Raw genomic sequence first — 26914 nt, 5'->3', positions numbered from 1 at the left:
GGAAAATTCCAATCTCGGTTTTTCTTTAATCAAATAAAAAAGGATAACTGACTAAATCGTCAATTATCCCTTAAAATTAATTAGTATTAATTATTTAGTAGCTGCTTTTTTAGCTGAAGTCTTCTTTGCGGAAGTTTTCTTAGCAGTCTTCTTAGCTTTTTTAGCTTTCTTTGACTTCTTAGTAGTCTTTTTAGTGGCCTTCTTTGACTTCTTAGTAGTCTTGTTGTGTTCCTTGTTGTAAGCCTTTTCTAACTTCGTGTGCTTCTTGGTAGCAGCATCGTACTTCTTAACAGCTGCTTTGTATTTCTTTTGGGCTGCTTTATACTTCTTTTGTGCAGCTTTCTTAGCCTTGCTAGTCTTAGCAGCCTTAACAGCCTTCTTGTACTTAGCAACTTCCTGCTTGTACTTATCAACTGATTTCTTAGCCTTTTCAGCAGCCTTCTTAGCCTTAGTTACTTCTGACTTAGTTACTTTCTTAGCTGAATTAGTATCCTTCTTAGCCTTACTGCTAGTAGCTGATGATGATGCAGATGATGAACCAGCAGGAGTTGCTGAAGCTGAAGTAGCACTTGAAGCAGTACTTGATACTGAACTATCTACTCTAACAACGTAGTTACTGCTACTTGAAGTAGTAGTACTAGTCCCTGAATAAACATTAACGGTAGCACTTGATTGAGCAGAACTTGCAGAACTAGCTGCACTAGAAGCATTTGAAGCGTTTGATACAGTAGCAGGAGCTGCAGAACCAGAAGCATCAGCAAATACTGATTGTGCATTTGGAGTAGCAACAAATGCAGCTCCAGCAACAGCTGCAGTCATAATCATTGTAGTAACCCAGTTTTTACCTGATTTGTATAGACGATAGTGTTCCTTATTAGTATTCTTATTCATAAGAATTACCTCCAATAAAATATAAATTAATATATGTAGCTAAAATATACTTAATAAACACATAGCTAAAATATACTTAAGCAATAAATACATTTATATATTAGCACTAACTATTAAGAAAGTATATAAAAACATTTAAGAAGTTTTGAATAGGGTTGAAACAATCTTAAATATAAACTCCTTATCTAAATAAAAAAGGCTAATCCCAATCTGAATTGGAATTAGCCTTAAATCAATTAAATCATTAGATAGTTAATCAGATATTCTAAAATTAACTAGTAATTATTTCTTGTAAGCTTTTAATACTGCCTTGTACTTCTTTTCAGCAGATTTGTATTTCTTAGTAGCAGCCTTGTATTTCTTGTTAGCAGCCTTCTTAGCCTTAGTAGTCTTAGCCTTCTTAACTGCACTCTTAGCCTTAGTTGATGCCTTCTTAGCCTTTGAAGCAGCCTTCTTAGCCTTGTTTACTTCAGCCTTAGTAGTCTTCTTCTTAGCCTTAGTGGTCTTAGATGAAGTAGAAGTACCAGCCTTCTTAGCCTTCTTGCTAGTAGCTGATGATGCTGAACTAGCAGTGCTTGATTCAGTTGAGGATGCTGATGAAGCAGCAGAGCTAGCAGCACTTGAAGCAGAACTAGTAGCTGATGATGCTGATACTGATCCGTTCAAGTAACCGTTCAATGAGTTTGCGTATGGTACGTAGTTCCCATTAGAAGCAGCGGATGAAGTTGCTGATTGGGCGTTGTAGTAAGTGGTTGGTGCTACCACACTAGTAGTTGATGTATTTGATGGGTTAGATGATGCAAGTAAAGCATTAGCATATGATGATGCTGATGATGCTGATGATAATAATGATGATGATGAATCATTAAGCCTAGCTTTGAACTTATTGACAGCAGCAGCTACGCTAGTTTGACCATATGAATCACCAAATGCACTACTTGCTGCTGCAGCAATTGATGATACAACTGAAGTTGCAGAAGATGCTGGAGCAGTAACATTCGTGTAAACAGATACTGTTGATGCAAGTTCGCTTTGTGCAGATGCTAATTCACTACGTGCACTGGCTACATCTGAACTAGTAGGAGTACCATCAGTTGAGAATTTAGCTGCTGCATCTTTTGCATCAGCTAATAGTGAAGTTGCTGTACTTAATGCACTTGATGCACCCTTTGAAGCACTAGCTTTTGAAGATGCTACACTTGAATATGAAGCTGCTTCACTTAATGCTAATGATGCTGCTGATGATGCTGCTGATTGTACAGCACTAGCAGAATCTTCAACTTTTACTGCAGAAGACACTGTTGCTGATGCTGACGTTGATAACGATGCATCTTTAACAGCGGCAGTTGAAGCAACACTAGCATCACTAGAAGCACTAGAAGCAACAACACTAGCACTGCTAATAACAGTGTTTGCTGATGCAGATACAGCTGCTGCTGATGCTGATGCTGATGCTGCTACTACTGATGCTGCTGATGCTTCATCACTTGCACTTGATGATGCCTTTGTCTGTGCATCTACATTTGATGATGCAGAACTAACTGCTGATGATGCAAGGCTAACTACTAATGATTGTGATGATAAAGAACTGTAAGTATCAGCTTTGCTACTTACAACTTTTGTTGCTGATGATACTGCTGATGATGCTGATGATACTGCTGAGGTAGCATATACTGATGATGCTACTCCAGCTGCTGAATTAACTTGAGAAGTATAATTCGAATCAACAAGTCCTGGATTAGCAACATCTGCATGTGCTGCCACTGCAAATGGTGCACTTGGTACGTTCGTTGATGCTACGAAACCGACACCGGCTACGGCAGCAGTCATGATCATGGCTGCGACCCATCTCTTACCGGATTTATATAAACGATAGTGTTCCTTATTAGTATTCTTCATAAAGAATTACCTCCTAGTAATTTTACAACAAACTAGCTTATGTAAATAAACTAAATTAATTAAGTACATTCTATCATTATTAGTAACAAAAGTACATAGAAATACATTTAAAACATCGTCAAAGAAATTAATTTTTATATTTAATAGTCCTATATTAATAGTAACAAAAATAAAAAAGGAACTAGTAAAAACTAGCTCCTTAAGTAAAAGATTAATCAATTATTATTTTACAGCCTTGTAAGCCTTAACTGCCTTGTTGTACTTAGTTTGAGCAGCCTTAACCTTCTTAGCAGCAGCCTTCTTAGCCTTTGAAGTCTTAGCCTTCTTAGCTGACTTCTTAGCCTTGTCAAGAGCACTCTTAGCTTCTGCTACGTCAACCTTAGCAGCAGCTTTCTTAGCACTCTTAAGAACTGGAGTTTCTGGAAGAACTAATGGCTTGATTGGTTCTTCGTATTGTGGGAAGTCAGTTGATGGAACAGTCTTTGCAACACTTGAGCTAGCAACTGATGAGCTTGCACTAGTTGAGCTTGAAGCAGAACTAGCAGCGGATGATGCTGATACTGATCCGTTCAAGTAACCGTTCAATGAGTTTGCGTATGGTACGTAGTTCCCATTAGAAGCAGCGGATGAAGTTGCTGATTGGGCGTTGTAGTAAGTGGTTGGTGCTACCACACTAGTAGTTGATGTATTTGATGGGTTAGATGATGCAAGTAAAGCATTAGCATATGATGATGCTGATGATGCTGATGATAATAATGATGATGATGAATCATTAAGCCTAGCTTTGAACTTATTGACAGCAGCAGCTACGCTAGTTTGACCATATGAATCACCAAATGCACTACTTGCTGCTGCAGCAATTGATGATACAACTGAAGTTGCAGAAGATGCTGGAGCAGTAACATTCGTGTAAACAGATACTGTTGATGCAAGTTCGCTTTGTGCAGATGCTAATTCACTACGTGCACTGGCTACATCTGAACTAGTAGGAGTACCATCAGTTGAGAATTTAGCTGCTGCATCTTTTGCATCAGCTAATAGTGAAGTTGCTGTACTTAATGCACTTGATGCACCCTTTGAAGCACTAGCTTTTGAAGATGCTACACTTGAATATGAAGCTGCTTCACTTAATGCTAATGATGCTGCTGATGATGCTGCTGATTGTACAGCACTAGCAGAATCTTCAACTTTTACTGCAGAAGACACTGTTGCTGATGCTGACGTTGATAACGATGCATCTTTAACAGCGGCAGTTGAAGCAACACTAGCATCACTAGAAGCACTAGAAGCAACAACACTAGCACTGCTAATAACAGTGTTTGCTGATGCAGATACAGCTGCTGCTGATGCTGATGCTGATGCTGCTACTACTGATGCTGCTGATGCTTCATCACTTGCACTTGATGATGCCTTTGTCTGTGCATCTACATTTGATGATGCAGAACTAACTGCTGATGATGCAAGGCTAACTACTAATGATTGTGATGATAAAGAACTGTAAGTATCAGCTTTGCTACTTACAACTTTTGTTGCTGATGATACTGCTGATGATGCTGATGATACTGCTGAGGTAGCATATACTGATGATGCTACTCCAGCTGCTGAATTAACTTGAGAAGTATAATTCGAATCAACAAGTCCTGGATTAGCAACATCTGCATGTGCTGCCACTGCAAATGGTGCACTTGGTACGTTCGTTGATGCTACGAAACCGACACCGGCTACGGCAGCAGTCATGATCATGGCTGCAACCCATCTCTTACCGGATTTGTATAAACGATAGTGTTCCTTATTATTGTTTTTCATAGGTAAAAACCTCCTAAAATATATTACTCTATTATGATACCACTAAACTTATGAAATTTGTAACAATATTGGCAATAAATTAATCATTGCCTAATAAAAATCCAATGATGTTCAAAGCTCAATTCGTGGTTAATTAACGACATTTATTAGATGTAACCGCATCAGATTTGCTATCTAAATTGTGGTTCCCCCTCTATGTAGTTTATATAATTATTATACCACTAAAAATTAAGCAATGATTAAATATTGCTCTGGATTTTATTTTTATTCTGGGAGTAAACGATCGATATGATGAAGCAATATAATTCCGCTAAATTTAATTGAATCACAAAAAGGGCCGGTCTCTCGACCGGTCCCTAATTGAAATCCGTATCCTAATCAAAACTATTTAGCGGCGTTGTAAGCCTTAACTGCTTTTTTGTAATTAGCCTCAGCAGCCTTAACCTTCTTAGCGGCAGCTTTCTTGGCCTTTGTTGTTTTAGCCTTCTTGGCAGCTTTCTTCGCTTTATTTACAGCCTGCTTAGCCTTGTTGGCTGCAGTTCTATACTTCTTAACACTCTTACTCTTAGCTTCTGAAGTCTTAGCCTTATCTGACTTAGTGCTCTTAGCAGAACTAGCAGATGGCGTAGCTGATGCAGAAGAAGTCGTAGCGGACGATGAAGGAGCTGAACTAGCACTTACAGCGGATGAGTTACTTGATTCAGCACTGGATGCAGAACTAGTGGCTGAAGATGATCCGCTAGTTGCTGATGAACTAGTCGTTGCAGGTGCGCTACTTGTTGCAGTGGATGAAGCTGGTGTGTATGCAGATGGAGTAGCGTAGCTGAATGATGGTGTGAAGCTAGCGTATGAGTAACCATAGTAGCTGGCACTAGGTGTAGTACTGCTTGATGGGGTAGTGCTAGTGGTACTTGAACCAGACGATGGTGTCGCGGTGCTGCTAGTACCTGTGCCATTTGATGATGTGTTAGCACCGCTTTCGCCTGATGCAGTTGAGGATGTGTTAGCTCCACTTTCGCCTGATGCGGTTGAGGATGTGTTAGCTCCACTCTCACCTGATGCGGTTGAGGATGTGTTAGCACCGCTTTCACCTGATGCAGTTGAGGATGTGTTAGCTCCACTCTCACCTGATGCAGTTGAGGATGTGTTAGCTCCACTTTCGCCTGATGCAGTTGAGGATGTGTTAGCTCCACTTTCGCCTGATGCAGTTGAGGATGTGTTAGCACCGCTTTCACCTGATGCAGTTGAGGATGTGTTAGCTCCACTTTCGCCTGATGCAGTTGAGGATGTGTTAGCACCGCTTTCACCTGATGCAGTTGAGGATGTGTTAGCACCGCTTTCACCTGATGCAGTTGAGGATGTGTTAGCTCCACTCTCACCTGATGCAGTTGAGGATGTGTTAGCTCCACTCTCACCTGATGCAGTTGAGGATGTGTTAGTACTGCTTTCTGACTTGTTTGTATCACTGCCTGATGATTGAGTGCCATCAGCATGAGCAGTAACAGCATTACCATATGTAGAACCAGCATTGTTGCTTGCCGTTACAAACCCAGCACCAGCTACGGCTGTCGTAACGATCATAGCAGTAACCCATCTCTTACCTGACTTATATAGACGATAGTGTTCCTTACTATTATTTTTCATAATAATACCTCCCTAAATATGTTATAAAATATATATGAATTATGTTACAAGTAGTATGCTAACACTCGTCTAATTAAAACGCAACCATTTTTTAATAAAAAGTCCATTTTTATAATAAAAATATCACTTTCTAATTATAAGTGAGAAATGAATTGGTTCGTCAAACCCCGTAGCTACAGCTAATTCAGGGCATCGTAGTTGAATAATCGCTACTCGCATTAAAGTCATTTTTTTACTTTTTATTTCTCATCTAGTCATAAATGGCCTATATTAATAATAGCAATTCCGTTAGGAGGAACGATAATGGATAATTCTACCGTTAATAAGTTACAAGCCGACACCCACCAATTGACGGGTGAACAGCAATCAATGATCGATGGCATCAAGCAATTTGCCATCGCCCACATTCACGATTCAAAACCCGCCGTCTACGTCATCTACGGGGACGCAGGGACTGGCAAGAGCGTCATCTTAAGCCAACTGTTTTATGATTTTCAACAGATGAGTGCTGATTCGCACGGTCCACTGGCGGGCACTAAGAACTACTTCTTGGTCAACCACCCTGAAATCCTCAAGGTCTACAAGCAAATCGCCGGCCATGAGGCGCGGGTGCTAAAGAAGAACTTTAACCGCCCGACGTCGTTCATTAACCAAATGGCAAAGGCTGATGGCCATTCCGACATCACCCTAATTGATGAAGCCCACCTATTGTTATCCAAGCGTGATGCGTACAATAAGTTCCGTCAGGATAACCAACTCGCTGAAATCATCAAGCGCTCGCAGATCACCATTTTGGTCTTTGACCATCGGCAGGTGCTGCGGACGAAGAGCTTTTGGACCGTGGACCGGCTCAAGCAGTTAATTGCCCCCTACACGGTCGGCGAGTACCACTTAAAGCACCAGTTCCGCATGAACGCCAGCGACGGGTTGGTCAAGTGGATCAACACCTTCACCGATGGTAAGTTGACCCCCTTCCCTGCCGATATTGGTAAGAACTATGACTTCCGTCTCTTTGACGATGCCGAGGAGATGCGCAAGCAAATCGTCAAGCGCAATCAGGAGGTCGGACTGTCGCGGATCGTTTCGACGACCGGCTACCCATCGACTTTGGATGGTGGCAAGCACTACGTCGTTGAAGGCGACTTCAAACTCCCGTGGGACCAGTATAATTACACCCAGACGCCGTGGTCGGAGCTACCGTCGACGATTAACGAAGTTGGTTCGATGTATACCTGCCAGGGCTTCGATCTGAACTACGTGGGCGTCATTTTAGGGCCACCGATTAAACTGGACGATGATGACAACGTTTACGTGGACCTAAGCAAGCTGACCGATCCCGAATCGTTGAAGAAACGCAAGGACATCACAGACCCGAAGGAGTTTGAGCAGATCAAGCAGACGTTGGTCCTTAATTCGGTCAATGTGTTAATGAAGCGGGGGGTAAAGGGGCTGTACCTCTTCGTACACGATCCAAAGTTACGGGTGCGCTTGAATCAGCTCTGGCAGCAACACCAAGATGCCTAAATCATGTATAATGGGAGTATTGATTAAGGTAGGTGACTGCATTGAAGAAGTTTAATTTGCTCCGAAGTGCGTTGGTCGTGGTCGCAGTAATTATGTTGATCCACTACCTCTTCTTGACGCGCTTCTTGCCGGACACGGTCAATACGGTGATTGAAATCGTGTTATCCGCGGTCGAAATTATTTTGATCTATAGTTATGTAAGGTTCATTCGTAATCAGCGGAAATAAAAAGGATTGCTACCAGCAGGTGTGGTAGTAATCCTATTTTTTATTAATTAATAGCTTTGATTCAAGTAGTTCCTTGAAGCGCTTTTGAAATTCCGCTTCGTCCATCGGAATTAATGCGGAAATCCACAAGGAAACGACTAAATTCACGTATTTAATGAATAGCCGGATGTGAAAAGTATCGTCATCCGGATAGACGCGCCGCATGATACGGAAGTAATGAATTTCTAAGTAATGGCGCCAAATTTCGTTTACGTCGCTGCCGTGTAGGATCCGAATCTGATCCCGGTTTTGGTAGACGATTGGAATGGCAGTCTTGCTAAAAATGTCCACGAATACCTCAGGAGTCAATTCAGGCTTATTTTCGCGACGATATTCTTTAATAAATGCATGTACAATCTGCTGGTCAATCTGCTCCTCTGAATACCGGATGATTTCATTTTTGGAGTGGAAATGGTGGTAAAAAGTCCCCTTCGACACGTCCGCTTCATTGATGATATCAATATTGGTAATATCCAGAATCGACTTTTGATTAATCAAGGATAAGAATGCATTCACAATCTTAGTTTTGGATTTTGTAGTCATTGAACAGATCCCCCGATTAGATTAATCCCGTAATGGTTTGTTTGTATAATTGGTTAAACTCAGCAATAAATGTATCCGGATCAGCTGGCTCTGGTTCGGTAATCCAGGCTCCGATAATGATAATGATGTAATTCATCATGATATTTAGGTTCTTGGAATTTAACTTGTCGCTGGGTAGCTTCTTACTAATAAACTGTTTGAATGCCTGCAAAAGCGGCTTTTCCCAAATGTTATTCAATGAACACTGGTTTAAGAATTGAATTCGATCTTGGTGGTCGTAAATCAATGGCACGCTGACCTGAGCAATTTCAGAAACCGCTTGGTCAAAGTCGACGTCATCATCTAAGGCTGCTAAGCGGTCCCGGATGGGATCGACAAATTCAGCCACCATGGTATTTTGCACGTAATCTAGAATTTCTTGCTGGCTCCCAAAGTTATTATAGTAGGTCCCCCGTGAAACGCCCGATTCGTTAATGATGTCATCATTACTAACATTTAAAATCGTGTTTCTCAATACTAATCTTAAATACGCTTCCGCAACAATTCGTTTGGTCTTTAGCATCAAATCACCTCACTTTATTAAAACATAGGTTTAGCATTAATCCCCCAAGATTACTATAAACTTAACCTTTTGTTATCATTATAACAATATATTGCACGAAAATTAATCACATTCAACTATTTTTTAAATTAAATCCTGATTAAATCAACTATTTATCATAGAATTATCAAAATGATTGTGTTATAAAGGTTTTATATTATATTACCATAGGAGGTTTGAATTAAAAATGAAAAATCGTAAAGAAATGCCAACGGCCCACAAAGTGCTACATAAGGTCAAAAAACAATGGGTCATTTTATCATCAATCGTATTACTAGGGGTTGCAGGTGGTGCGGGTGCATCCGTTAACGCCGCCACTAAGACCACCACTAGCAGTGCCGCGGCCGTGACGTCCCAGGCGAGTTCGGCAGCTTCATCATCAGCTTCGGCTTCGTCAGCATCAAGTGCTCCGGTGAACACCACTTCCGGGTACCTTGCTTACACGCTCACGCTTAGCAGTACCGCTTCGATCGCACAGTCCAATATTGACGAACAGGTCAAGGCGGTGAATAGTTACGCCAGCGCTAACTCAGCTGCATTAAGCAGTGCTGATTCAGCAGCAAAGGTTAACCTAGCGGCTAGTAACGATGCCTCGGCTGCTAATAGCGCCAATTCGACTGCGTTAGCCTTGGTCGGTCAAGCGACTAGCTTCTCCGCCCTTGCCAGCAACACCGCTGATCAATTGCGGGTCACAACAATTACCGCCAGTGCCGCTAATTTAAACGGTGGCAGTTTAGCCCAGGGTTCCACTGCTGCGAGCCAAGCCGCTTCGTTATTCAACGTCCAAATGGGGTTAATGACCAGCGCCTATGCACTGGTGCCACAAATGAGCAGTGCTTCGAACCTAGTGTTGGGCCTTGCTAATAAGGCCGTGACCGAGGGTGGCGGCACCGTCGCTAGTTCTTCAGCTGCTACCAGTAGTTCGGCTGCTAGTGCTACTTCCTCAGCTACTTCTAGTGCAGCATCCACGACCACAAAGTCCGCATCCAAGGCGGCTTCAAAGGCTGCGAAGGCTAAGGCCAAGAGTGCTGCGAAGAGCGCCAGTGCAAGTAGTGTCGCTGCTTCGAAGAGTGCTGCCCAAAGTAGCGCCGCTGCCAGTTCCGCAGCCGCCAGCGATGTTGATTCAGCAGAGCAAGCAATTGCAAAGGCACAAAAGCAGGTCAAGACCGCCAAGGCCGCGTTGAAGAGGGCTAAGACCAGTAAGGCGGTTAAGAAGGCCACTAAGACTTTAAATGATGCCGAACGTGACTTGCTAGTTGCGAACGGGAACTACAATTCGAATTACTACTACTCATTTGACGGGCCGTTCAAGACGATTACGACTAAGAAGACTTTGTATACCTACAATAATCAAGACCTCGTGAAGAAGTACCGGGTCAAAAAGATTAAGAAGGGCACCACTTTGTCAGTGCTTAGCGTGATCACTTCTGATGATTCATCGGTCTTCAAGGTGACGGGCAATAACTACGTGACTGGAATGAAGAGTTTCTTTAAATAAGCTGATTGCAAATAAAATAAGCATCCCTAATGTTGATTAGGAATGCTTATTTTTTTGTGGATTATTTTAACATCTGAACGAATGATTTTAAGCCCGTGATGTAGTGGCCATCACTTAATACGAACCGGGTCATCTTGCCCCGGCTGACGACGCGCTTGATCTTTAGCTTCGTCCCCGGTTTGATTTTCCGGATGCGACTACCCTTCGTAAACCGCTTTGCGGAGTGAACGTAAGCCGTCCGCTTGAGCTTGACGGTGGTCGTGAGGTAGTCAAAGTCGTAGTAGTACAGCTTGCTGTATAGCTTAGCGGCCTTTAGATAGACTTTTTCGCGATAGTAGTACTGGTTCAGTGCTTTTGCGTACTTGCGCTTATTCGCACTCGTATTGTTTTCACTGAGCAATTGTTCAATCGCAGTTAGGCTATCGATCGCAGCATCCAGGCGCTGCTTTGCAGTTTGCTTGGCAGTTGGTTTAGCGGAAGCGCTGCTTTGCTCAGTAGTTTCGGCAGTACTGCTTGGAAGCGCAGTGCTACTTGCGGATTGCACGGCACTACTGGAGCTAGCGGCACTGACTGAACTTGCGCTTTGTGAGCTAGCTGATGGGACGCTGCTGCTCGATGCCACCGTTTTGTAGTTGTAGAACGGTGCGGACGCGGAACTACTTTGGGCGCTGGACGAGCTGGCGGTGAAGGTAGTAACGGATTGGGTGCTGGCTGAGGCGCTAGTGGAGTTGCTGGAAGTGCTGTTACTCGTGGCGCTGGATGAAGCACTGGTGGAATTGCTCGATGCACTACTACTCTTTACGTTCGATGAGGAACTGGTAGAGTTACTCGTAGTACTACTACTGGTTGTGCTGGATGATGCACTAGCAGATCCACTAGATGCACTACTGCTTTGGGCACTGGATGAGGCACTGGCGGAGTTACTGGAAGCACTGCTATTTGGTGCACTTGATGAGGCACTAGCAGAGTTACTCGATGCACTGCTGCTCGTGGCGCTCGATGAGGCACTGACAGAGTTACTGGATGCACTACTGCTCGTGGCGCTCGATGACGAACTAGCAGAGTTACTGGAAGCACTGCTACTGGTTGCGCTTGACGATGCACTAGCGGAATTACTGGAAGCACTGCTACTTAGTGCGCTGGATGACGCACTAGTATATTCACTAGATGCATTACTGCTTTGTGCGATCGATGAGGCACTGGCAGAGTTACTGGAGGCACTGCTACTTGGTGCACTTGATGAGGCACTGGCAAATTCACTAGAAGCACTGCTACTGGTTGCGCTTGATGACAAACTAGCAGATTCACTCGAAACTGCACTACTACTTGCACTTGATGAGGCACTAGCAGAACTGGCAACGCTGTCACTAGCTGCAGCACTGCTACTTGGTACGGTGGTTGCCCCACTATCTGGCAAGAATGAGTCATCCCCAGCAATCTTATAGTATTGACCAGTATTCCAATCCTTAAGCACGTAGCCCATTCCAAGTCCTAACACGTTGGTCCCATTCATATATTTAGCTGACCATTGCTTAAGTGGTTCATCATCAGGAATTGCGGATCTAGTACTTTGTGCATCAGTCAGGTATGCTGGTCCACTACCGTTATTACTATAATTCTTTACATAGTAACTATACGTTTGAGCATTAAATAAATCTGGATACTTTGCTTGGAGTTGCTTTAGGAACGCTCCCCCATATTGTTCTTGATACGGACCACCACCAATGGTGTTCGTAACGTATAGCTGGTTACCAAATGGTAGTGAAACGTCATTTCCAGTTACTCCAGCCCGTGAAGTGGAGACGACTTGCTTACCATTTAATCCATATAGTTGGTTGTAAACAACGTCGGCAATTGACTGAATTCCGGTTTGATGAAGAGCACTAATTGCATTTCTTAGGTCGTTCGCATCCCCATATTTGGTATCACCACTTAATCCTAAGTCATATCGATCAGAAAAAGCATATCCATTTTGAATGGTTGAATCAACGAACGTATTGTCCTTAGTTGATTTATACTGTGGCGCAAATTCAAAGCTGGTAATTCCCCAATCTTTGAACTGTTGGGCATTTTTAGCAATTACCACGTTGGTCATCTCATCATGGGTCGTCGGCATTGGTTGGAAGTTAGAAAAACCTTCAAAAATCAAATTTGAATCTAACGCGGCATTGGAGTGGAAAATTTTACCATCGGTGTTCGTTGTCGTTGATGGCGCCGTACTAGCGTCCTGATCAGCAGTCGCACCGACTGGGACCCAGGCCGCAACGTATCCTGATACCTGTGGATTTAGTTGCCCCTTAATTGCGGTATTACTTTGCCCATTGATATCATTACTAGAAAACGTCAAGACCCCATTGGCATCGGTATATGCAACGGGAGCGTTTGCATCTGAATTATAGGTTTGAATGCCATCCTTGGTAGTGAGCATTAACGCCCGGTAAGCTTGGTTTTTATGGGCAGCCCCCATGTTCAAGCTGACCGTACTACCCCCACTTAAAGAAGCATTCGGATTATTGCTAACAATTAATCCAATTCCTTGCGTTCTAGTATCACTATCACCGGCATCACTACTGTTGTTAGCGCCCTTCCCAAACCGGACACTGGTTAAGAAACCGTTTTTATCAACGCTCATTGCCTGCCCACCGGAAACGTACTTTTTCCGTGCTAACATTAGTGAGTTAATCGCATCATAATAGATACTTGGATTTTGCATGTATTGGCCATCATCTTGATACATATCACCATAGTATACCCGCGGAACGGTGCTCTTATTAGTGAGCATGATGGCATAGGCGCTTGGAATATTGTAATCATTATACTTTTTAATCGTCGCCCGTTGGTCTGCATAGTACACAGCCAACCCCTGTTTTAATTGCTCAGGAGTGAAGTTCGTCCAGTCTGCACCAGTGGTGTCAGTAATTGCTTGCCCTACATTTTCTTGAATCCCCTTATCATGGGCATGAATGATTGAGTAGTTCGGCACTCCAGCCTCAGTGGAATTAGCAGAGTGATCAGCGAGCACAACGTTACTATCAATATCCTGAATTAAATTGGATAGCGATGAATCCTTGCCCGGTCCATTCAACAATGAATCCTTAACTGCCACTCTAAAGTTAGATTCAGTCAAAGCATTGTTATCAAAACTAGTGGTTCCGGCATCCAGACCAGCCTCAACAATTGAAAGATGTTGATTGGCATTTGCATCACTGGTCAAATTATAAGCATCCTTCAGATAGCTATATGCTCTTTGAATTGCATCATTATTTATAAAGTCAACGGCATCTAAACGGACCCCATCAAAATTGGCATCCTGCGATGCTCCATTAGTGGTGATGCTTCCAAAGTTCATTAAATAATAAAGCCAGTTTAAATTTTCTGCCTGAACGACCGGATTGGAATTATCAATATCGTTAGCCAGTAAAAAATCAAATTGGTTTCCAGAATTACGATAATCAGAATTAACATTCGGGGTCAACGGACTATTATTGTATTTTAAATAACCACCCTGGAACCATGCATCCCCCTGCCATTGATATTCAGAATCCTTATTCCAAATAAACTGTTGCTTAACGAACGATGAGTCGCCATTAAACAACAAGTCATTTAACCAATCGGTGCTACCGGTCTGCGCAATTTTTTGCTCAATCGCTACCTGGGCCGTTTGGGCAGCGCTATCTAACACGTTTTGCGCGGTAAATAAATCGTAGTTCACGTTATTGGCCAACAGCCCGTTATTCTGCATCAATTTGAGGTAGTTCACCTCGACGTTCTTATTTGGCCACCACGTGGTGATCAACGGCCGGTATTCACCGGGGTTGGATAACCGCCAGTTACTGCAGTCAGCTAAGATGTATTTGGGCCGGTACCATGAGTCCGCAGTTAAAAAGCCGTCCACGGTGTTGGTAAAGTCACTCGCAGCGGTGCTGTTGACCACGTTATGTTCGGTAAAATCATTGGCAACTGGGGTGCCGGTATTCGTAAAGAGATATTGGCCGTTGCCATCCTTGTCAAAGTAATAGGTCGCCCCGTTGGCCACCATCTGGGTGCTCTTCGCCATGTCACCAGTGGTCGGGTCAAAGTATTGCAGGTTATTATTGACCGCCACCAGGCCCTTGACCGGATTGCCGGACGCGTCGACGTACTGGGTATTGCCATTATTCGTAACATATTGCCCGTTGTTAACGACCTGATCGACGGTGCCCACCAGGGTGCCGAGGTTGGCATCAAAGTAGTAGTTCACGCCATCAACGTTGGCAGCGCCACCCTTTAGTTGCAGCCCGGTCGTCGGGTCAAAGTACAAGAGGCTCCCGTTGACCATTTGCAGGCCGGTTAGTGGTTGGCCGTTCGCATCCAGGTATTGGTAACGATCGACCTGGCTACCGTCACTGCTGGTCACTTTGACCTGCTTCCAACTCCCGTTCGTGTAGTTGTTGAGCGCAGTCGCAGCCCCGGTAGCGCTATCGAATTGGTACAGGTTCCCGTCTACATTTAGAATTTGGCCCTTCACTAGTTGTTGCGTCGTCGGGTCGTGGTAATACAAATTCCCGTTGGCAACGAACAGACCGTCCTTGATGGTCGTGGGATTATCCACGATCGAGCCGTCAGCATCCGCGTAGTACCACTTGCCATTTAATGAGATGAAGTTATCCTTCACTAATCCCCCGCTGTTGGGGTCAAAGTACAGCTGCTTGCCGTTATCATTAACTACTTCGCCCTTGACCTGTGAACCGTCGGCGTTGAAGTACAGCGTGTTGCCATCAATGGTCTGCAGGCCCGTGACAACGTCGCCATTTGCATCGGAGTAGTACCAATGAGATTGATTTAAGAAGAAGCTGCTTTTGACCAAGCCTCCATTATTGGGATCATAATATTGATTATGCCCGTCATTTAAAACAAAGCCGCCCTTGACCTGTGAACCGTCGGCGTTGAAGTATAACGTCGCATTATCAATCGTTTGGGGCCCGGTCACCACGTTGCCGTTTTCGTCGGCATAGTACCACTGGTTCGCAAATGAAAAGAACGAACGCTTGAGCATCGCCCCGTTATTGGGGTCAAAGTATTCCTTATTGCCATCATTGGTCAAGAAATTCCCTTTTAACTGGGTCCCATCGGCATTAAAGTAAAGGGTTTGATTATCAATCACCTGTTTGCCGGTCACTAAGTTCCCATTTTCATCAGCATAGTACCAGTTATTGTGGTTAAAGATAAAGCCGTTCTTCACTGCATTTCCGCTATTGATGGCCGCAGCACTAATCGCACCGGAACCTAGTGAATCGGAACTACTACTGCCTAAGTTACGGTCAGTAACTGACTCGACACTACTACTGCTGCTGGCCGTGGTGCTTGAACTGGCACTACTGGTAGCAACACTGGAACTAGCGCTGCTCGAAGTGATTGCGCTAGTGGTCTCACTGCTCGACGCAGAACTAATGGGTGCGCTGGAGTCACTGGCAGTAATGGCACTGGCAACTGCACTGGAGGCCGATTGGCTGGCGGTAGTTTCGGTAGCAGGCGCTTCACTGGTGGGGCTGCTGGTGCTTGATTCGCTGGTCGTGGCGGCCGGGTCGGCCGGGGCACTACTGGAACTAGCTGCAGGTTGATCAGCCGAAGCAGTCGCACTGCTCCCCTGATCCTGGTTGACCACCGTTTGCGGTTGGTTAGTATCCGCAAAGGCCTGATTAGCCACGTGCATTTCAGTCGCGATTGAAATTCCGATCGTGGCAATTCCAGCAACGACCCAGGTTTTCCCAGACTTATACATTTGATAGTGGTTGCGATATTCAAATTGGTTATATTTCATAGCGGGATCTCCAAATCTATTCTATGTAGTAAACAAGCGCCCATAGGAATGACCCTAACGACGCTTGTTGCCATTATTAATTAACGTTTTTTGAGACTTACAAATGATTTCAGCCCGGTAATGTACTTACCATTACTTAGTACCAAGCGGGTCATCTTGCCCCGGCTGACAATGTCTTTGACCTTTAATTCGGTCCCCTTCTTAAATTTCTTCACGCGACTTTGCTTCGTGAATTTCTTTGAGGAATGGGAATATGCCACCTTTTTGAGCTTAACGACCGAAGTGACACTATCGAAGTCATGGTAATACCGACTACTGTAGAGCTTAGCAATCTTCAAGTATGCCTTTTCATCGTAGTAATACTGCTTTAATGCCTTATCGTACTTCCGTTTGTTCGCACTGGTGTTGGATTCATCGAGGAGTTTTTCAATGTCTGATAAACTCTGAATGGCGGCATCCAACTTCTCCTTCGCAGTCGCCTTTGCGCTTTTGACGGTGGTGGTATCAGCACTCTTGGCCGTCTGTTGATTCCATTGATCGTAATCATCAGGGAAGTCGGTGCTACTTACGTATTGAACCGCGCTGCTTGCACTGGCACTCGGGGTCACGGAGCTAACGCTTTGGGCGCTAGCTGATTGACTGCTACTGCTATTGCTGGAGATTAGCGTTTTGAAGTTATAGGATGGCATGAAGCCATTTGCGGAGCTCGATTGCGCACTGGAAGCACTAGCACTACTGGTGGCAGAACTCGATTGCGCACTCGAGGAGCTGGTGCTACTGCTGGTAGCGGAGCTCGACTTGGCACTCGAGGAACTAGTGCTACTGCTGGTAGCGGAGCTGGATTGCGCACTCGAAGAACTAGCGCTACTGCTAGTGGCGGAGCTGGATTGCGCACTCGAAGAACTGGCACTACTGCTGGTAGCGGAGCTCGATTGCGCACTTGAGGAGCTGGCACTACTGCTGGTAGCGGAACTGGATTGTGCACTCGAGGAGCTGGCACTACTGCTGGTAGCGGAGCTCGACTTCGCACTCGACGAGCTGGCGCTGCTGCTGGTAGCAGAGCTTGATTGCGCACTCGAGGAGCTAGCACTACTGCTGGTAGCGGAGCTTGATTGCGCACTCGAGGAGCTAGCACTACTGCTGGTAGCAGAACTGAATTGCGCACTGGAAGCACTCACACTGCTGGTAGCAGAACTGGATTGGACACTAGCCGTGCTAGCATTACTGCTGGTGGTGCTAGTGGCCGGCTTGTCGTTCCCACTGGTTGAACCAGATGGGCTGTAGTTACCAGTGGCGGCCCCGGATGCGTTATAAATCGGTGCGCTGCTGGTGGCTGCACTAGCGGAACTGGAAGTGTCGCTATCACTACTTTCAGAACCAACCCGACTTAAGACCCCTTCAGAGTTCGCATAGTAGGTCTGACCGTTGGTGGTCACATTTTGATTAGTAACGAGGGTCCCGGAAGTCCCATCGAAGTATTGTTGTCTACCACCGATGGAGACAATTTGGCCCTTCACCTGTTCACCATTGGCGTCGAAGTACAGCCGTTGGCCGTTGATCGTTTGACTCCCAGTTAGCATGTTGCCGCTATTGGCGTCATAGTATGACCAACTTTGGTCTGGATTTTGTACAAATTGACCCTTCACTTGAATCCCATCGCTGTTAAAGTAGAGCTTGCTGCCGTTAATCGTTTGCGGTCCTGTTACGGCAACCCCGTCACTACCAAAGTAGTAGAATTCATATGGGTTAGCAGGGTTACTGATGAAGCCGTTGGTAAAGAGACTCCCATTGGTGGTGAAGTACTTCAACTGCCCGTTGTCATTGTAGAAGACGTTGGCAGCCCGTTTTCCATCTGGCAATGCCAGGTATTCGGTCCCATCGCTGGTGTATTCACCCGTCAGCATGTTGCCATTGGCATCAAACGCGTATGAATCGCCATCGACGCTCACCGCAGCACTGACGGCCTTTTGCCCACTCATCGTGTAGTATGCAACGTCCCCGTTATCATTATCGAACCCGGTCTGGACACTGGTACCTAGTAATTGATTAGGCAGGTTCGTCCCCTGGGTTCCGTCCATGAAGTACTGGTTATTCCCAGCATTTCTTAGCACGTAGTCGGCACCCCGGCCCTGGATGTTGGTTCCATTTAGGTACTTAGCGGACCATTGCTTGATCAACGTGCTTGGGTCGATCGGCTTGCCAGTCGAAATTTGAATATCAGTAAAGAGGTCTGGGTACTCCTGTTCCAATTGGCTTAAGAAAGCCCCACCATATTGTTGTTGGTAGGTCCCGCCACCGGTCGTTTTCGCGTAGTATAAATCGTTGTAGATGGAAGATTCACCAGTGGAAGCACCGAATTGGTTCTGTCTAGTAGCAGCAACCACTTCGGGGGTGTTCAAGTCGTACAACTGGTTCGGCACGATGTCGGCAATTGCTTGAATCCCCTGACTGTGCAATGCCTTGATTGCATCGGTCAGTTGTTGGGCCGTCCCGTACTTCGTAGGAGTGCCATAACCAATGTCATACCGGTCACTAAAGGCGTACCCGTTCTTCACGGTCGCATCAATGAATTCGTTGCCGTCAACGGAGCGGTACTGTGGTGGCATTTGCACGGAAGTGACTCCCCACTGCTTGAGCATTGGGGCCACCTTGGTCAAGACTACGTTTTCATATTGATCAGTGGTTTGTGGCATCGATTGGAAGTTCGAGAAGCTTTCGAAGATGACGTTGGAATCCAACGCATCGTTCGAGTGCAGCGTTTCCCCATCGGTGCTTTGGGTCGTCGATGGTGCCGTTCGAACGTCTTGGGTGGCACTGGCGCCGACTGGGACCCACATTGAAAGGTATCCGGAGACTTGCGGATTGCTGTAACCCTTAACTTGGTCAGCACTCAGCGTCAAGTTCCCGTTGGCATCGGTGTAAATCACGTCGTCCTTGGCAGCGTCATCGGTATCATATTCCTGCGTCCCACCGTCAGTGGTCAACAGCAGTGGCCGGTAGGCTTGGTTCTTGTGCGCAGCCCCCATGTTGATGGTGACCTGGGTGTTTTGTAATTTGGGATTGTTGCTTTCAACGACCGCAATTCCGGAGTTCCGCGTCTCAGCATCCCCCTGGTCAGTCGCGGTGTCAGCGCCCTTCCCGTACCGCACGGAAGTTAGCACGCCGTTGTTAGCCATCGCCATTGCTTGGCCTCCAGCAACGTACTTAATTCTGGCGGTCAGCATCGATTGGATCGCATCGAAGTACAGTGACTTATTAGCCATGTATTGGCCATCGTCAGTGTACATATCACCGTAGTACACCCGTGGGACCGTGTCCTTGTTGGTCAACAACAGGGCGTACGATGATGGGATGTTGTAGTAATTGTACTTCTTATCAGTGGAGTTCATGTCTTGATCGTAGATCTTCAAGGCTTCGTCCAATTCTTGTTGGGTGGCGTTATACCCGGTCGATGACGGGTCGATTTGGTCGTTGATGATCTTGAAGAGCTTTTCTTGGACCCCACTATCATGGGCCCGCACGAACGTGTAGTTTGGAATCGCGGTGTTTTCAGTACTATCGTCGGTCCGGTTTACTAAGCTACCGTCGATCAAATTACTGATGTCGGTCCGCGCGCTCGGGTCGGCATTTAAGACCTTGTTCAAGTTAAAGACGAAGTAGTCATCAATCGTGAGTTGGTTTTGCCCGTTATCTTTATTATAGTAGGCGTCGTTTTTACTCCAGTCTTCCAAAATCGACAGATGGTTATTCGCATTCGCATCACTGGCGTTGGTTTGATAAGCATCCTTGAAGTAATTGGAAATGATCTGCAATAAATCGGCGTCCATGTTATCAACGGCATCCAACCGGATCCCATCGAAGTTTGCACTCGGGTCGTTTTGGGTAATCGTCCCGATGTTCATCATGTAGTGTAGCCAGTTTAAATCTTCGGCCTGCACGATGGGGTTCGAGTTATCCACGTCGTTGGCTAACAGGAATTCAGACCCGTTCCATGAATCATAATTGTACTTAGCAGTCCCGGTCTGCATTGCCGGTGAGCGATTAACCAACCGGTAGTCAGAATTAGCGTACGGGGTCAAGGCGTTGTTGACGAAGGCCAACGTACCACCCTGGTACCCATCGTTAGCCGAACCATATTCACTGGCGGAATTCCACATCGATTGGGTGTTAACAAAGTTTGAGATCAAGGTCTTGAGCCAATCGGTGTTCCCGTTATTAGCGGAGATCTTCTTTTCAATTGCGGCTTGGACGTTATGGGCCCCGGTCAAGAGGTCATCGAGACTGTCGTTATCAGTGTAGGCAACGTCACTAAGGCCGTTGGCCTTCATGTAGTTTAAGTAGTTGACCTGGGTCTGCTTGTCGGGCCACCAGACCATTAAGAGTGGCCGGAAATCAGCAGTCGTCGATGCTTCCCAGGTGGTCCCATCGCGCAGGATTTCCGTTGGCCGGTACCAACTATCGGCGGTCAAGAAACCGTTGGTCGTCGTCACGTTACTGCTATCGAGACTGTAGATCGCATTGTATGGTGCATAAGTATTATTGACAGTGGTAACGGTGGTGCTTGGCAAACTGTTACTTAGTGCAACGTAGTTTCCATTATTATCAAAGTAGGCAATTTGATTGCCGTTGTTAACGATGACGTTTTTTTGCATTTCGCCGCTATTGTTGTAGTAGTGATAAGTCCCATCCACGGCCTTGATATTTGGACTAATGACGGTCGGATCAGCAGGCACTTGGATGCCACTAAAGCTACTGTCCGCAGCGGAACTACTTGCACTCGCTGCACTGGTGGCACCGCTAATAGAGCCGGAAGCTGAGCTAAGGGGGTTGTAGCTGCCGGATGCAATGATGACGATTGAATTCGATGCACTCGTGGCGCTAGCTGAGAAATCGACACTGGAACTGGTGGTGCTATCCGATGATGAACTAGCACTGGCGGAGTCACTAGCCGAAGCGCTGGCACTCGAACTGGAGGTGCTGTCCGATGAGGAACTGGCATTGGCGGAGTCACTGGCCGAAGCGCTGGCACTCGAACTGGAGGTGCTGTCCGATGAGGAACTGGCATTGGCGGAGTCACTGGCCGAGGCGCTGGCATTCGAACTGGAGGTGCTGTTCGATGAGGAACTAGCACTAGCGGAAGCACTGGCCGAGGCGCTGGTACTCGAACTAGAGGTGCTGTCCGATGAGGAACTGGCACTGGCAGATGCACTTACGGAAGTGCTGGCACTTGAACTGGAGGTGCTGTCCGATGAGGAACTAACACTGGCAGATGCACTAGCACTGGATTCGGCTGATTGACTAGCTGTAGAGCTAGCATTCGTGCTGGTTGTGCTAGAACTGGATGCAGTACTAGATGCAGTCGCACTACTGGAGCTTGCACTCGAGCTGCCGGTCGTGGATTGATCACTACTGGACGAATTAGCTGTGTTTGATGGAGTGTAATTATTAGATGGGGAGTAATTGGTGGATGGCGTGGCCCCATTCGACGGATTGTAATTATTGGTCGTAGTGTTTGAACTAACCGTAGTGGAGTTGTTATTAGCTGATGAACTAGGTGTCGTAGTGTTATCAGTCGAAGCACTTTGGGTGGTGGTGTTCGTCACCGCAGTCGTGTCGGTCGGCTTTTCATCGGCATGGGCATTTACCTGACTAATCCCCATCAAAAAGAAGGTGGTCGCAATTCCTGAAAGCACCCACTTTTTGTTTAAACCATTAACCTTATAATCAAATTTTTGATAGTGAATTTTATTATTACTTGCTTTATTATTAGTGTTCTTATTCATAATAATTCCTCCGTAAACAGCTGATATATCAAACACTGCCGTCCAATTTAACTCATTAATATTGTAACAAAATATTTAAATTGTTTAAAGATTTTTAAAGTTTGAATTAACCTGACTTTTAAAAATATGTAAAAAGCCCGACTATCCAAAGTAATAGCCGGGCTTCATGAATTCAATTGCTAATTATTTAACGATTAGTTCAACTTACTGAAACCACCACTAATGGCGTTCAATAGGTTTTGAACGTTATTCCATTGTTGGTCCCGTGCAGATGAACTGGTCATTGAGTTAGCCCAGTTTTGTTGCACCCGCGAAGCTGCTTGGGAAATGACTTGATTGTCATAACTGGAGAAGCGGCCGTTGAATGCTTGTGCTAATTGGGAAGCCTGTTGTTGAAATTCTTGAACGGCCTTGTTCCCGTAGTTAGTGTTATCGTAAGCATCGGTACTCCCCATGTCAGTCGTAAGGGCGTTCAATGCATCCCGATAGTCCGTGTAATTACCCTTGTTAAACTGGGTCCCATTTCCTACGATGTAGGTGTTTTGGCCCCCGGGGTTAGCGTAGACCGCTAGTGGGCCGACCGCATTATTGAATGCAGTTTGATCACTGTTGCCAGCTGGTTGGGCTGCTGGCGTCGACGCCGTCGCAGTGGACGTCGTGGTCGTTGGCGTTTGGGTCGTCGTAGTAGTTGTTGGGTTCGTCGTCGTAGTCGTGGTGGTCGTATTGGTAGTCTTCTTCACCTTTTTGACCTTGCCATTCTTAGCCTTCTTAGTCGTTTTTTTAGTCTTTTTAGTCGTCTTCTTAGCCTTGTGTGACTTCGCCTTGTGCTTCTTAGCGGCGTTAACGGTCACTTGGGCTTCACTATTGAAGGCCCCTAGTACCGTGGGAGCCACTAACGTGAGTGATAAAGCCGTCATTAATAGCGTCTTTTTAATCTTCATATGTATCCATCTCCTTAAATTAATCATAATAAATATATCATTTTCTTAATAAAATTACAAAAGATGTCAACATTATTTATCATTTTAATAGCCCGCCAAAACGTTATAATTATTCGTTTTTTGATGCAACAGCTTGACCACCGCTGCCGGCGCCTGCTTTAACGCCATCGTAGCGATCAATTTGCCCCGCAGCAATAAGCGCTTGCTCCCGCTGTCGTTACAAGTGATCAACGTAATTAGTGGCTGCTTGGTGTTATCAATTACCTGCACGTCGTAGGGGCTAATGATCTTACGGGTCGTAATCTGGTATTGATATACCTTGTTCATATCGGTCAAATAGACCTTTGTGCCCACCCGGGCCTTGTAGTACAACGGCGAAAATAACGCCTGTTTGTTCAACATGTGGTGGCCAGCCAGGGCGTAATTACCCTTCCCCATCTGTTGGTCGGCACGCATCGTCCCGGCCGCAAGCATCAACGTGTTGTTTGCAACCCCCAAAGCGATTGGTAAATGCACATCAGCAGTGGGGACCAAAATCTGGCCGACCGGCTTGACGTCCTTGGCGTGCAAGCGGGCGTTAATGACTTGGTTCATCGTCACCGCCTTGACCTGATTCATATTATAATTCGCCTGCTTAGTCTGGCGTTGGTTCTTTGCGGCCTGTTCGTGCGTAACTGTCGGTCGATACCCCGCTACTAGTGCGGTTTTGACCGGCTCAATGCTAAGTAGTGCCAGTCCCGCCACCAATAGGATGATGGCGACCCAGAGTTGCCATTTTTTCCTCATATCCATCCCTCCATGCGCCCATTATAGAGCAAAAAAGGGATTGGCACCAACTGCCAATCCCCCTTAATATTAATAGATTTTTGCGACTTGCTTTTGAATGTCTGAGTTATCCAAGAAGTCATTGTACTTCGTGTCCGCCCGGTCAACGATGCCCTTATCGGAAATTTCGATAATGTGATTAGCAATCGTTTGAATGAACTGGTGGTCATGGGAAGTAAAGATGATCGAACTCGGGTATGCGATCAAGCTATCATTTAAGGCCGTAATCGATTCCATATCCAAGTGGTTCGTCGGGTCATCGAACAAGAGGACGTTAGCCTTTTGCAGCATCATCTTGGAAAGCATGCAGCGGACCTTTTCACCCCCGGACAACACGTCGACCTGCTTGTCAACGGCATCGCCTGAGAACAACATCCGGCCTAAGAACCCGCGGATAAAGGTGTTGTCACTTTCTTCCTTCGGTGCGAACTGGCGTAACCAGTCCATGATCGAGAGGTGGCTGCCCTCAAATTCGGCGTTGAAGTTCTTTGGTAGGTAGGACCGCTTGGTGGTCTGCCCCCAAGTCACGCTCCCGCTGTCGGGCTCGATTTCACTGGCGATAATTTGCATCATCGTCGTTGCAGCCAGGTCATTACGGCTAATGATGGCCGTCTTTTCACCCGGCCGAAGCGTAAAGGTCACGTTGTCTAAGATTTTGACCCCATCGATGGTCTTTGAGACCTTGTCGACCCGCAATAAGTCATTTCCAATCTCACGTTCGGTCTCGAAGTTAATGAACGGATACTTCCGCGAGGATGGCTGAATGTCATCCAAAGAAATCTTGTCCAATTGCTTCTTCCGGGAGGTCGCTTGCTTGGACTTGGAAGCATTCGCACTAAAGCGGGCGATAAATTCCTTTAATTCCTTAATTTGATCTTCCTTTTTGGCGTTGGAATCAGCCTTTAGCTTGGCAGCTAATTGGCTGGACTTGAGCCAGAAGTCGTAGTTTCCAACGTACATTTGAATCTTTTGGAAGTCCACGTCACACATCATGGTACAAACTTGGTTTAAGAAGTACCGGTCATGGGAGACCACGATCACGATATTCGGGTAGTCTTCCAAGAAGTGTTCGAGCCATTCAACGGTGTGGTTATCGAGCCCGTTGGTCGGTTCGTCCAGCAATAAGATATCGGGCTTGCCGAATAATGCTTGGGCGAGTAAGACCTTCACCTTTTGACCTTCAGTCAATTCGCTCATCTTTAAGCCGTGCATCGATTCCGGAATTCCCATGCTTTGCAATAGTTGTGAAGCTTCGGAGTCGGCGTTCCAGCCGTCCATTTCGGCGAATTCACCCTCCAATTCAGCCGCGCGGACCCCATCTTCATCAGAAAAATCAGGCTTGGCGTAGAGCGCATCCTTTTCCTTCATGATATCGTAGAGCTTCTTGTAACCCTGGATGACGGTGTCTAAGACGGTGAACTCTTCGAATGCGTAGTGATCTTGATTTAAACTCGACATCCGCTCGTGTTCACCAATTGAAATGCTTCCGCTGGTGGGTTGGATTTTCCCTTCAAGCAGCTTCAAAAAGGTTGATTTACCGGCCCCGTTGGCCCCAATCACCCCGTAACAATTTCCGGGAGTGAACTTTAAATTAACGTTTTCGTAGAGCTTCTTACCAGAAAAATGCAGGCCCATGTTACTAACAGTTATCATATTAATCCTCCATACACAAAGCGCCCCGGCAACTAGGCACTAGGACGTTGTTTGCGACAATTTACTTATTATTACTTTACCATAACCGTTGGGACTACTCAACACGCAAAGCAGCGTCAATGGCGTCATCGCCACTGGTAATTTGGTAAATCTTCCGCGCGGTATTAGGATCTTTGAGCACCGCAACGACGGTTGAAGCTACGTCGTCACGTGGAATCGAGCCACCGAGGCGTGCCCCGTTGACGGCAATCTTGCCGGTCCCCGCATCGTTAGTTAACAGGGTCGGCCGCACGATCGTGTAGTCCAAGGCGCTTGCCTTCAAAATCCGATCGGCGTAGTGCTTAGCAACATAGTAAGTGTGCAAGCCTGACTTAGGCCAAAAGCTGCGGTCGTCAGCGCCGGCTGCACTGACCATCACGTAGCGCTGCACACCCGCTTGCTTTGCGGCATCCATCGTCTTGACCGCACCATCTAAGTCAATTAGCAGGGTCATGTCATCGCCGGTACTACCACCAGAGCCGGCACTAAAGACGACCGTATCGATGTGGTGGGTACTATAGACCTGCGCCATTGCTTCGGGCGCCGCGGTCAAGTCGAATTCGACCGGGGTAACGTTTGCGATGTTCGCCACCGTCTGGAACTGGGCTTCAGACCGGAAGCCGGCAAAGACCTGTTCACCAGCCTTTGCTAACTTAGCCACAATTAACTTCCCCACGTGACCGTGGGCGCCTACTACTAAAACATTTGCCATTTCAATTGCCTCCTTAATTGATTCAATGTCATTATTGTATCAATGATGGCCAATTAATTATACCGACACGCCTTCAATTCTTAAGAAAACAAAAAGGTTAACTTCAAACGAAGTTAACCTGATTGCAAAATTATTTGGGTGCCTTTGTTTTATCCAAGATTGCCACTCCTGAATCAATCAACCCACTGTCGTTCTTAAGCGCCAATTGGTTATATTGAACCGTCAATGTCAATCCTGGTGCATCGACGTATTGTCCTGAATAATCTTTATAATAAACTGGACCCATGTTACTGTCAATTATTTTGTTGAAATCAGGGACATCTAAATCTGCATCGACCACGACCAGGTCAAAGGAAGTATCGACTGCACATGAACCGACGTCTGAGAATGGGCCGACCCCGTCATCTAAGCTCAATAGTAACTTCGTGTGTGGTCCGGCAACCTTTTCGATCTTCGCCTTAGCTTCAGCGGTAATTACCATTTTCATTA

Annotated in this window: 16 protein-coding genes and 1 pseudogene; 4 read left to right on the top strand and 13 right to left on the bottom strand. The window is 45.9% G+C overall.

Features of this window, described 5'->3' with window-relative positions; genetic code table 11:
- Window positions 1-90: 90 nt before the first annotated feature.
- The 3 genes from MOO44_RS04540 to MOO44_RS04530 all read right to left on the bottom strand — a co-directional run bounded on the left by MOO44_RS04540 (window position 91) and on the right by MOO44_RS04530 (window position 4596).
- Window positions 91-891, bottom strand: a complete 801-nt coding sequence (locus MOO44_RS04540) for a KxYKxGKxW signal peptide domain-containing protein (protein WP_260117229.1) — start codon at window positions 889-891, stop codon at window positions 91-93.
- 282 nt (window positions 892-1173) lie between these two features.
- A complete protein-coding gene (locus tag MOO44_RS04535; protein WP_260117228.1) occupies window positions 1174-2790 on the bottom strand; it encodes a KxYKxGKxW signal peptide domain-containing protein in 1617 nt (538 codons plus the stop codon).
- A 222-nt stretch (window positions 2791-3012) separates the two neighbouring features.
- A complete protein-coding gene (locus tag MOO44_RS04530) occupies window positions 3013-4596 on the bottom strand; it encodes a KxYKxGKxW signal peptide domain-containing protein (RefSeq protein ID WP_260117227.1) in 1584 nt (527 codons plus the stop codon).
- Between the two features lie 898 nt (window positions 4597-5494).
- Between MOO44_RS04530 and MOO44_RS08730 the strand changes: the two genes are divergently transcribed.
- A complete protein-coding gene (locus tag MOO44_RS08730; protein ID WP_423802929.1) occupies window positions 5495-6076 on the top strand; it encodes a magnesium transporter MgtE N-terminal domain-containing protein in 582 nt (193 codons plus the stop codon).
- A gap of 59 nt (window positions 6077-6135) precedes the next feature.
- Here the strand turns inward: MOO44_RS08730 and MOO44_RS08725 are convergent.
- Window positions 6136-6240, bottom strand: a pseudogene (locus MOO44_RS08725) (KxYKxGKxW signal peptide domain-containing protein); the annotation flags it as partial.
- Between the two features lie 303 nt (window positions 6241-6543).
- Here MOO44_RS08725 and MOO44_RS04520 point away from each other — a divergent pair.
- Entirely contained in the window at window positions 6544-7764 is a 1221-nt protein-coding gene (locus MOO44_RS04520) for a DUF2075 domain-containing protein (protein ID WP_260117225.1), read from the top strand.
- 41 nt (window positions 7765-7805) lie between these two features.
- Window positions 7806-7991: a hypothetical protein gene (locus MOO44_RS04515; protein WP_260117224.1), complete on the top strand. Its 186-nt coding sequence runs from the start codon at window positions 7806-7808 to the stop codon at window positions 7989-7991.
- Between the two features lie 33 nt (window positions 7992-8024).
- On the opposite strand, the gene MOO44_RS04510 is transcribed toward MOO44_RS04515, so the two are convergent.
- Window positions 8025-8573, bottom strand: a complete 549-nt coding sequence (locus MOO44_RS04510) for a TetR/AcrR family transcriptional regulator (protein ID WP_260117223.1) — start codon at window positions 8571-8573, stop codon at window positions 8025-8027.
- Window positions 8574-8589: 16 nt separating this feature from the next.
- Window positions 8590-9135, bottom strand: a complete 546-nt coding sequence (locus MOO44_RS04505) for a TetR/AcrR family transcriptional regulator (RefSeq protein WP_260117222.1) — start codon at window positions 9133-9135, stop codon at window positions 8590-8592.
- Window positions 9136-9361: 226 nt separating this feature from the next.
- Between MOO44_RS04505 and MOO44_RS04500 the strand changes: the two genes are divergently transcribed.
- Entirely contained in the window at window positions 9362-10672 is a 1311-nt protein-coding gene (locus MOO44_RS04500) for a DUF5776 domain-containing protein (protein WP_260117221.1), read from the top strand.
- Between the two features lie 61 nt (window positions 10673-10733).
- Here MOO44_RS04500 and MOO44_RS04495 read toward each other — a convergent pair whose 3' ends face one another.
- The 7 genes from MOO44_RS04495 to MOO44_RS04465 form a co-directional block, all read right to left on the bottom strand.
- Complete coding sequence (locus tag MOO44_RS04495; RefSeq protein ID WP_260117220.1) at window positions 10734-16472, bottom strand: glycoside hydrolase family 70 protein; 5739 nt, start codon at window positions 16470-16472, stop codon at window positions 10734-10736.
- Between the two features lie 80 nt (window positions 16473-16552).
- Window positions 16553-22255: a glycoside hydrolase family 70 protein gene (locus MOO44_RS04490; RefSeq protein WP_260117219.1), complete on the bottom strand. Its 5703-nt coding sequence runs from the start codon at window positions 22253-22255 to the stop codon at window positions 16553-16555.
- A 194-nt stretch (window positions 22256-22449) separates the two neighbouring features.
- Complete coding sequence (locus tag MOO44_RS04485; RefSeq protein ID WP_260117218.1) at window positions 22450-23196, bottom strand: hypothetical protein; 747 nt, start codon at window positions 23194-23196, stop codon at window positions 22450-22452.
- Window positions 23197-23280: 84 nt separating this feature from the next.
- Window positions 23281-23982, bottom strand: coding sequence for a class A sortase (locus MOO44_RS04480; protein WP_260117217.1), 702 nt, complete (start codon window positions 23980-23982; stop codon window positions 23281-23283).
- 69 nt (window positions 23983-24051) lie between these two features.
- Window positions 24052-25674, bottom strand: a complete 1623-nt coding sequence (locus MOO44_RS04475) for an ABC-F family ATP-binding cassette domain-containing protein (RefSeq protein WP_260117216.1) — start codon at window positions 25672-25674, stop codon at window positions 24052-24054.
- Between the two features lie 94 nt (window positions 25675-25768).
- The gene (locus MOO44_RS04470; protein WP_260117215.1) at window positions 25769-26425 is read right to left on the bottom strand and encodes an SDR family oxidoreductase; all 657 of its coding nucleotides are present in this window, start codon (window positions 26423-26425) and stop codon (window positions 25769-25771) included.
- Window positions 26426-26555: 130 nt separating this feature from the next.
- Entirely contained in the window at window positions 26556-26912 is a 357-nt protein-coding gene (locus tag MOO44_RS04465) for an iron-sulfur cluster biosynthesis family protein (RefSeq protein WP_260117214.1), read from the bottom strand.
- Window positions 26913-26914: the final 2 nt, after the last annotated feature.

Source organism: Nicoliella spurrieriana, assembly GCF_023380205.1.
Lineage (GTDB): Bacteria > Bacillota > Bacilli > Lactobacillales > Lactobacillaceae > Nicoliella > Nicoliella spurrieriana.
Note: the sequence above shows the minus strand (reverse complement) of the source record. Positions and strands in the feature narration are given on the sequence as shown.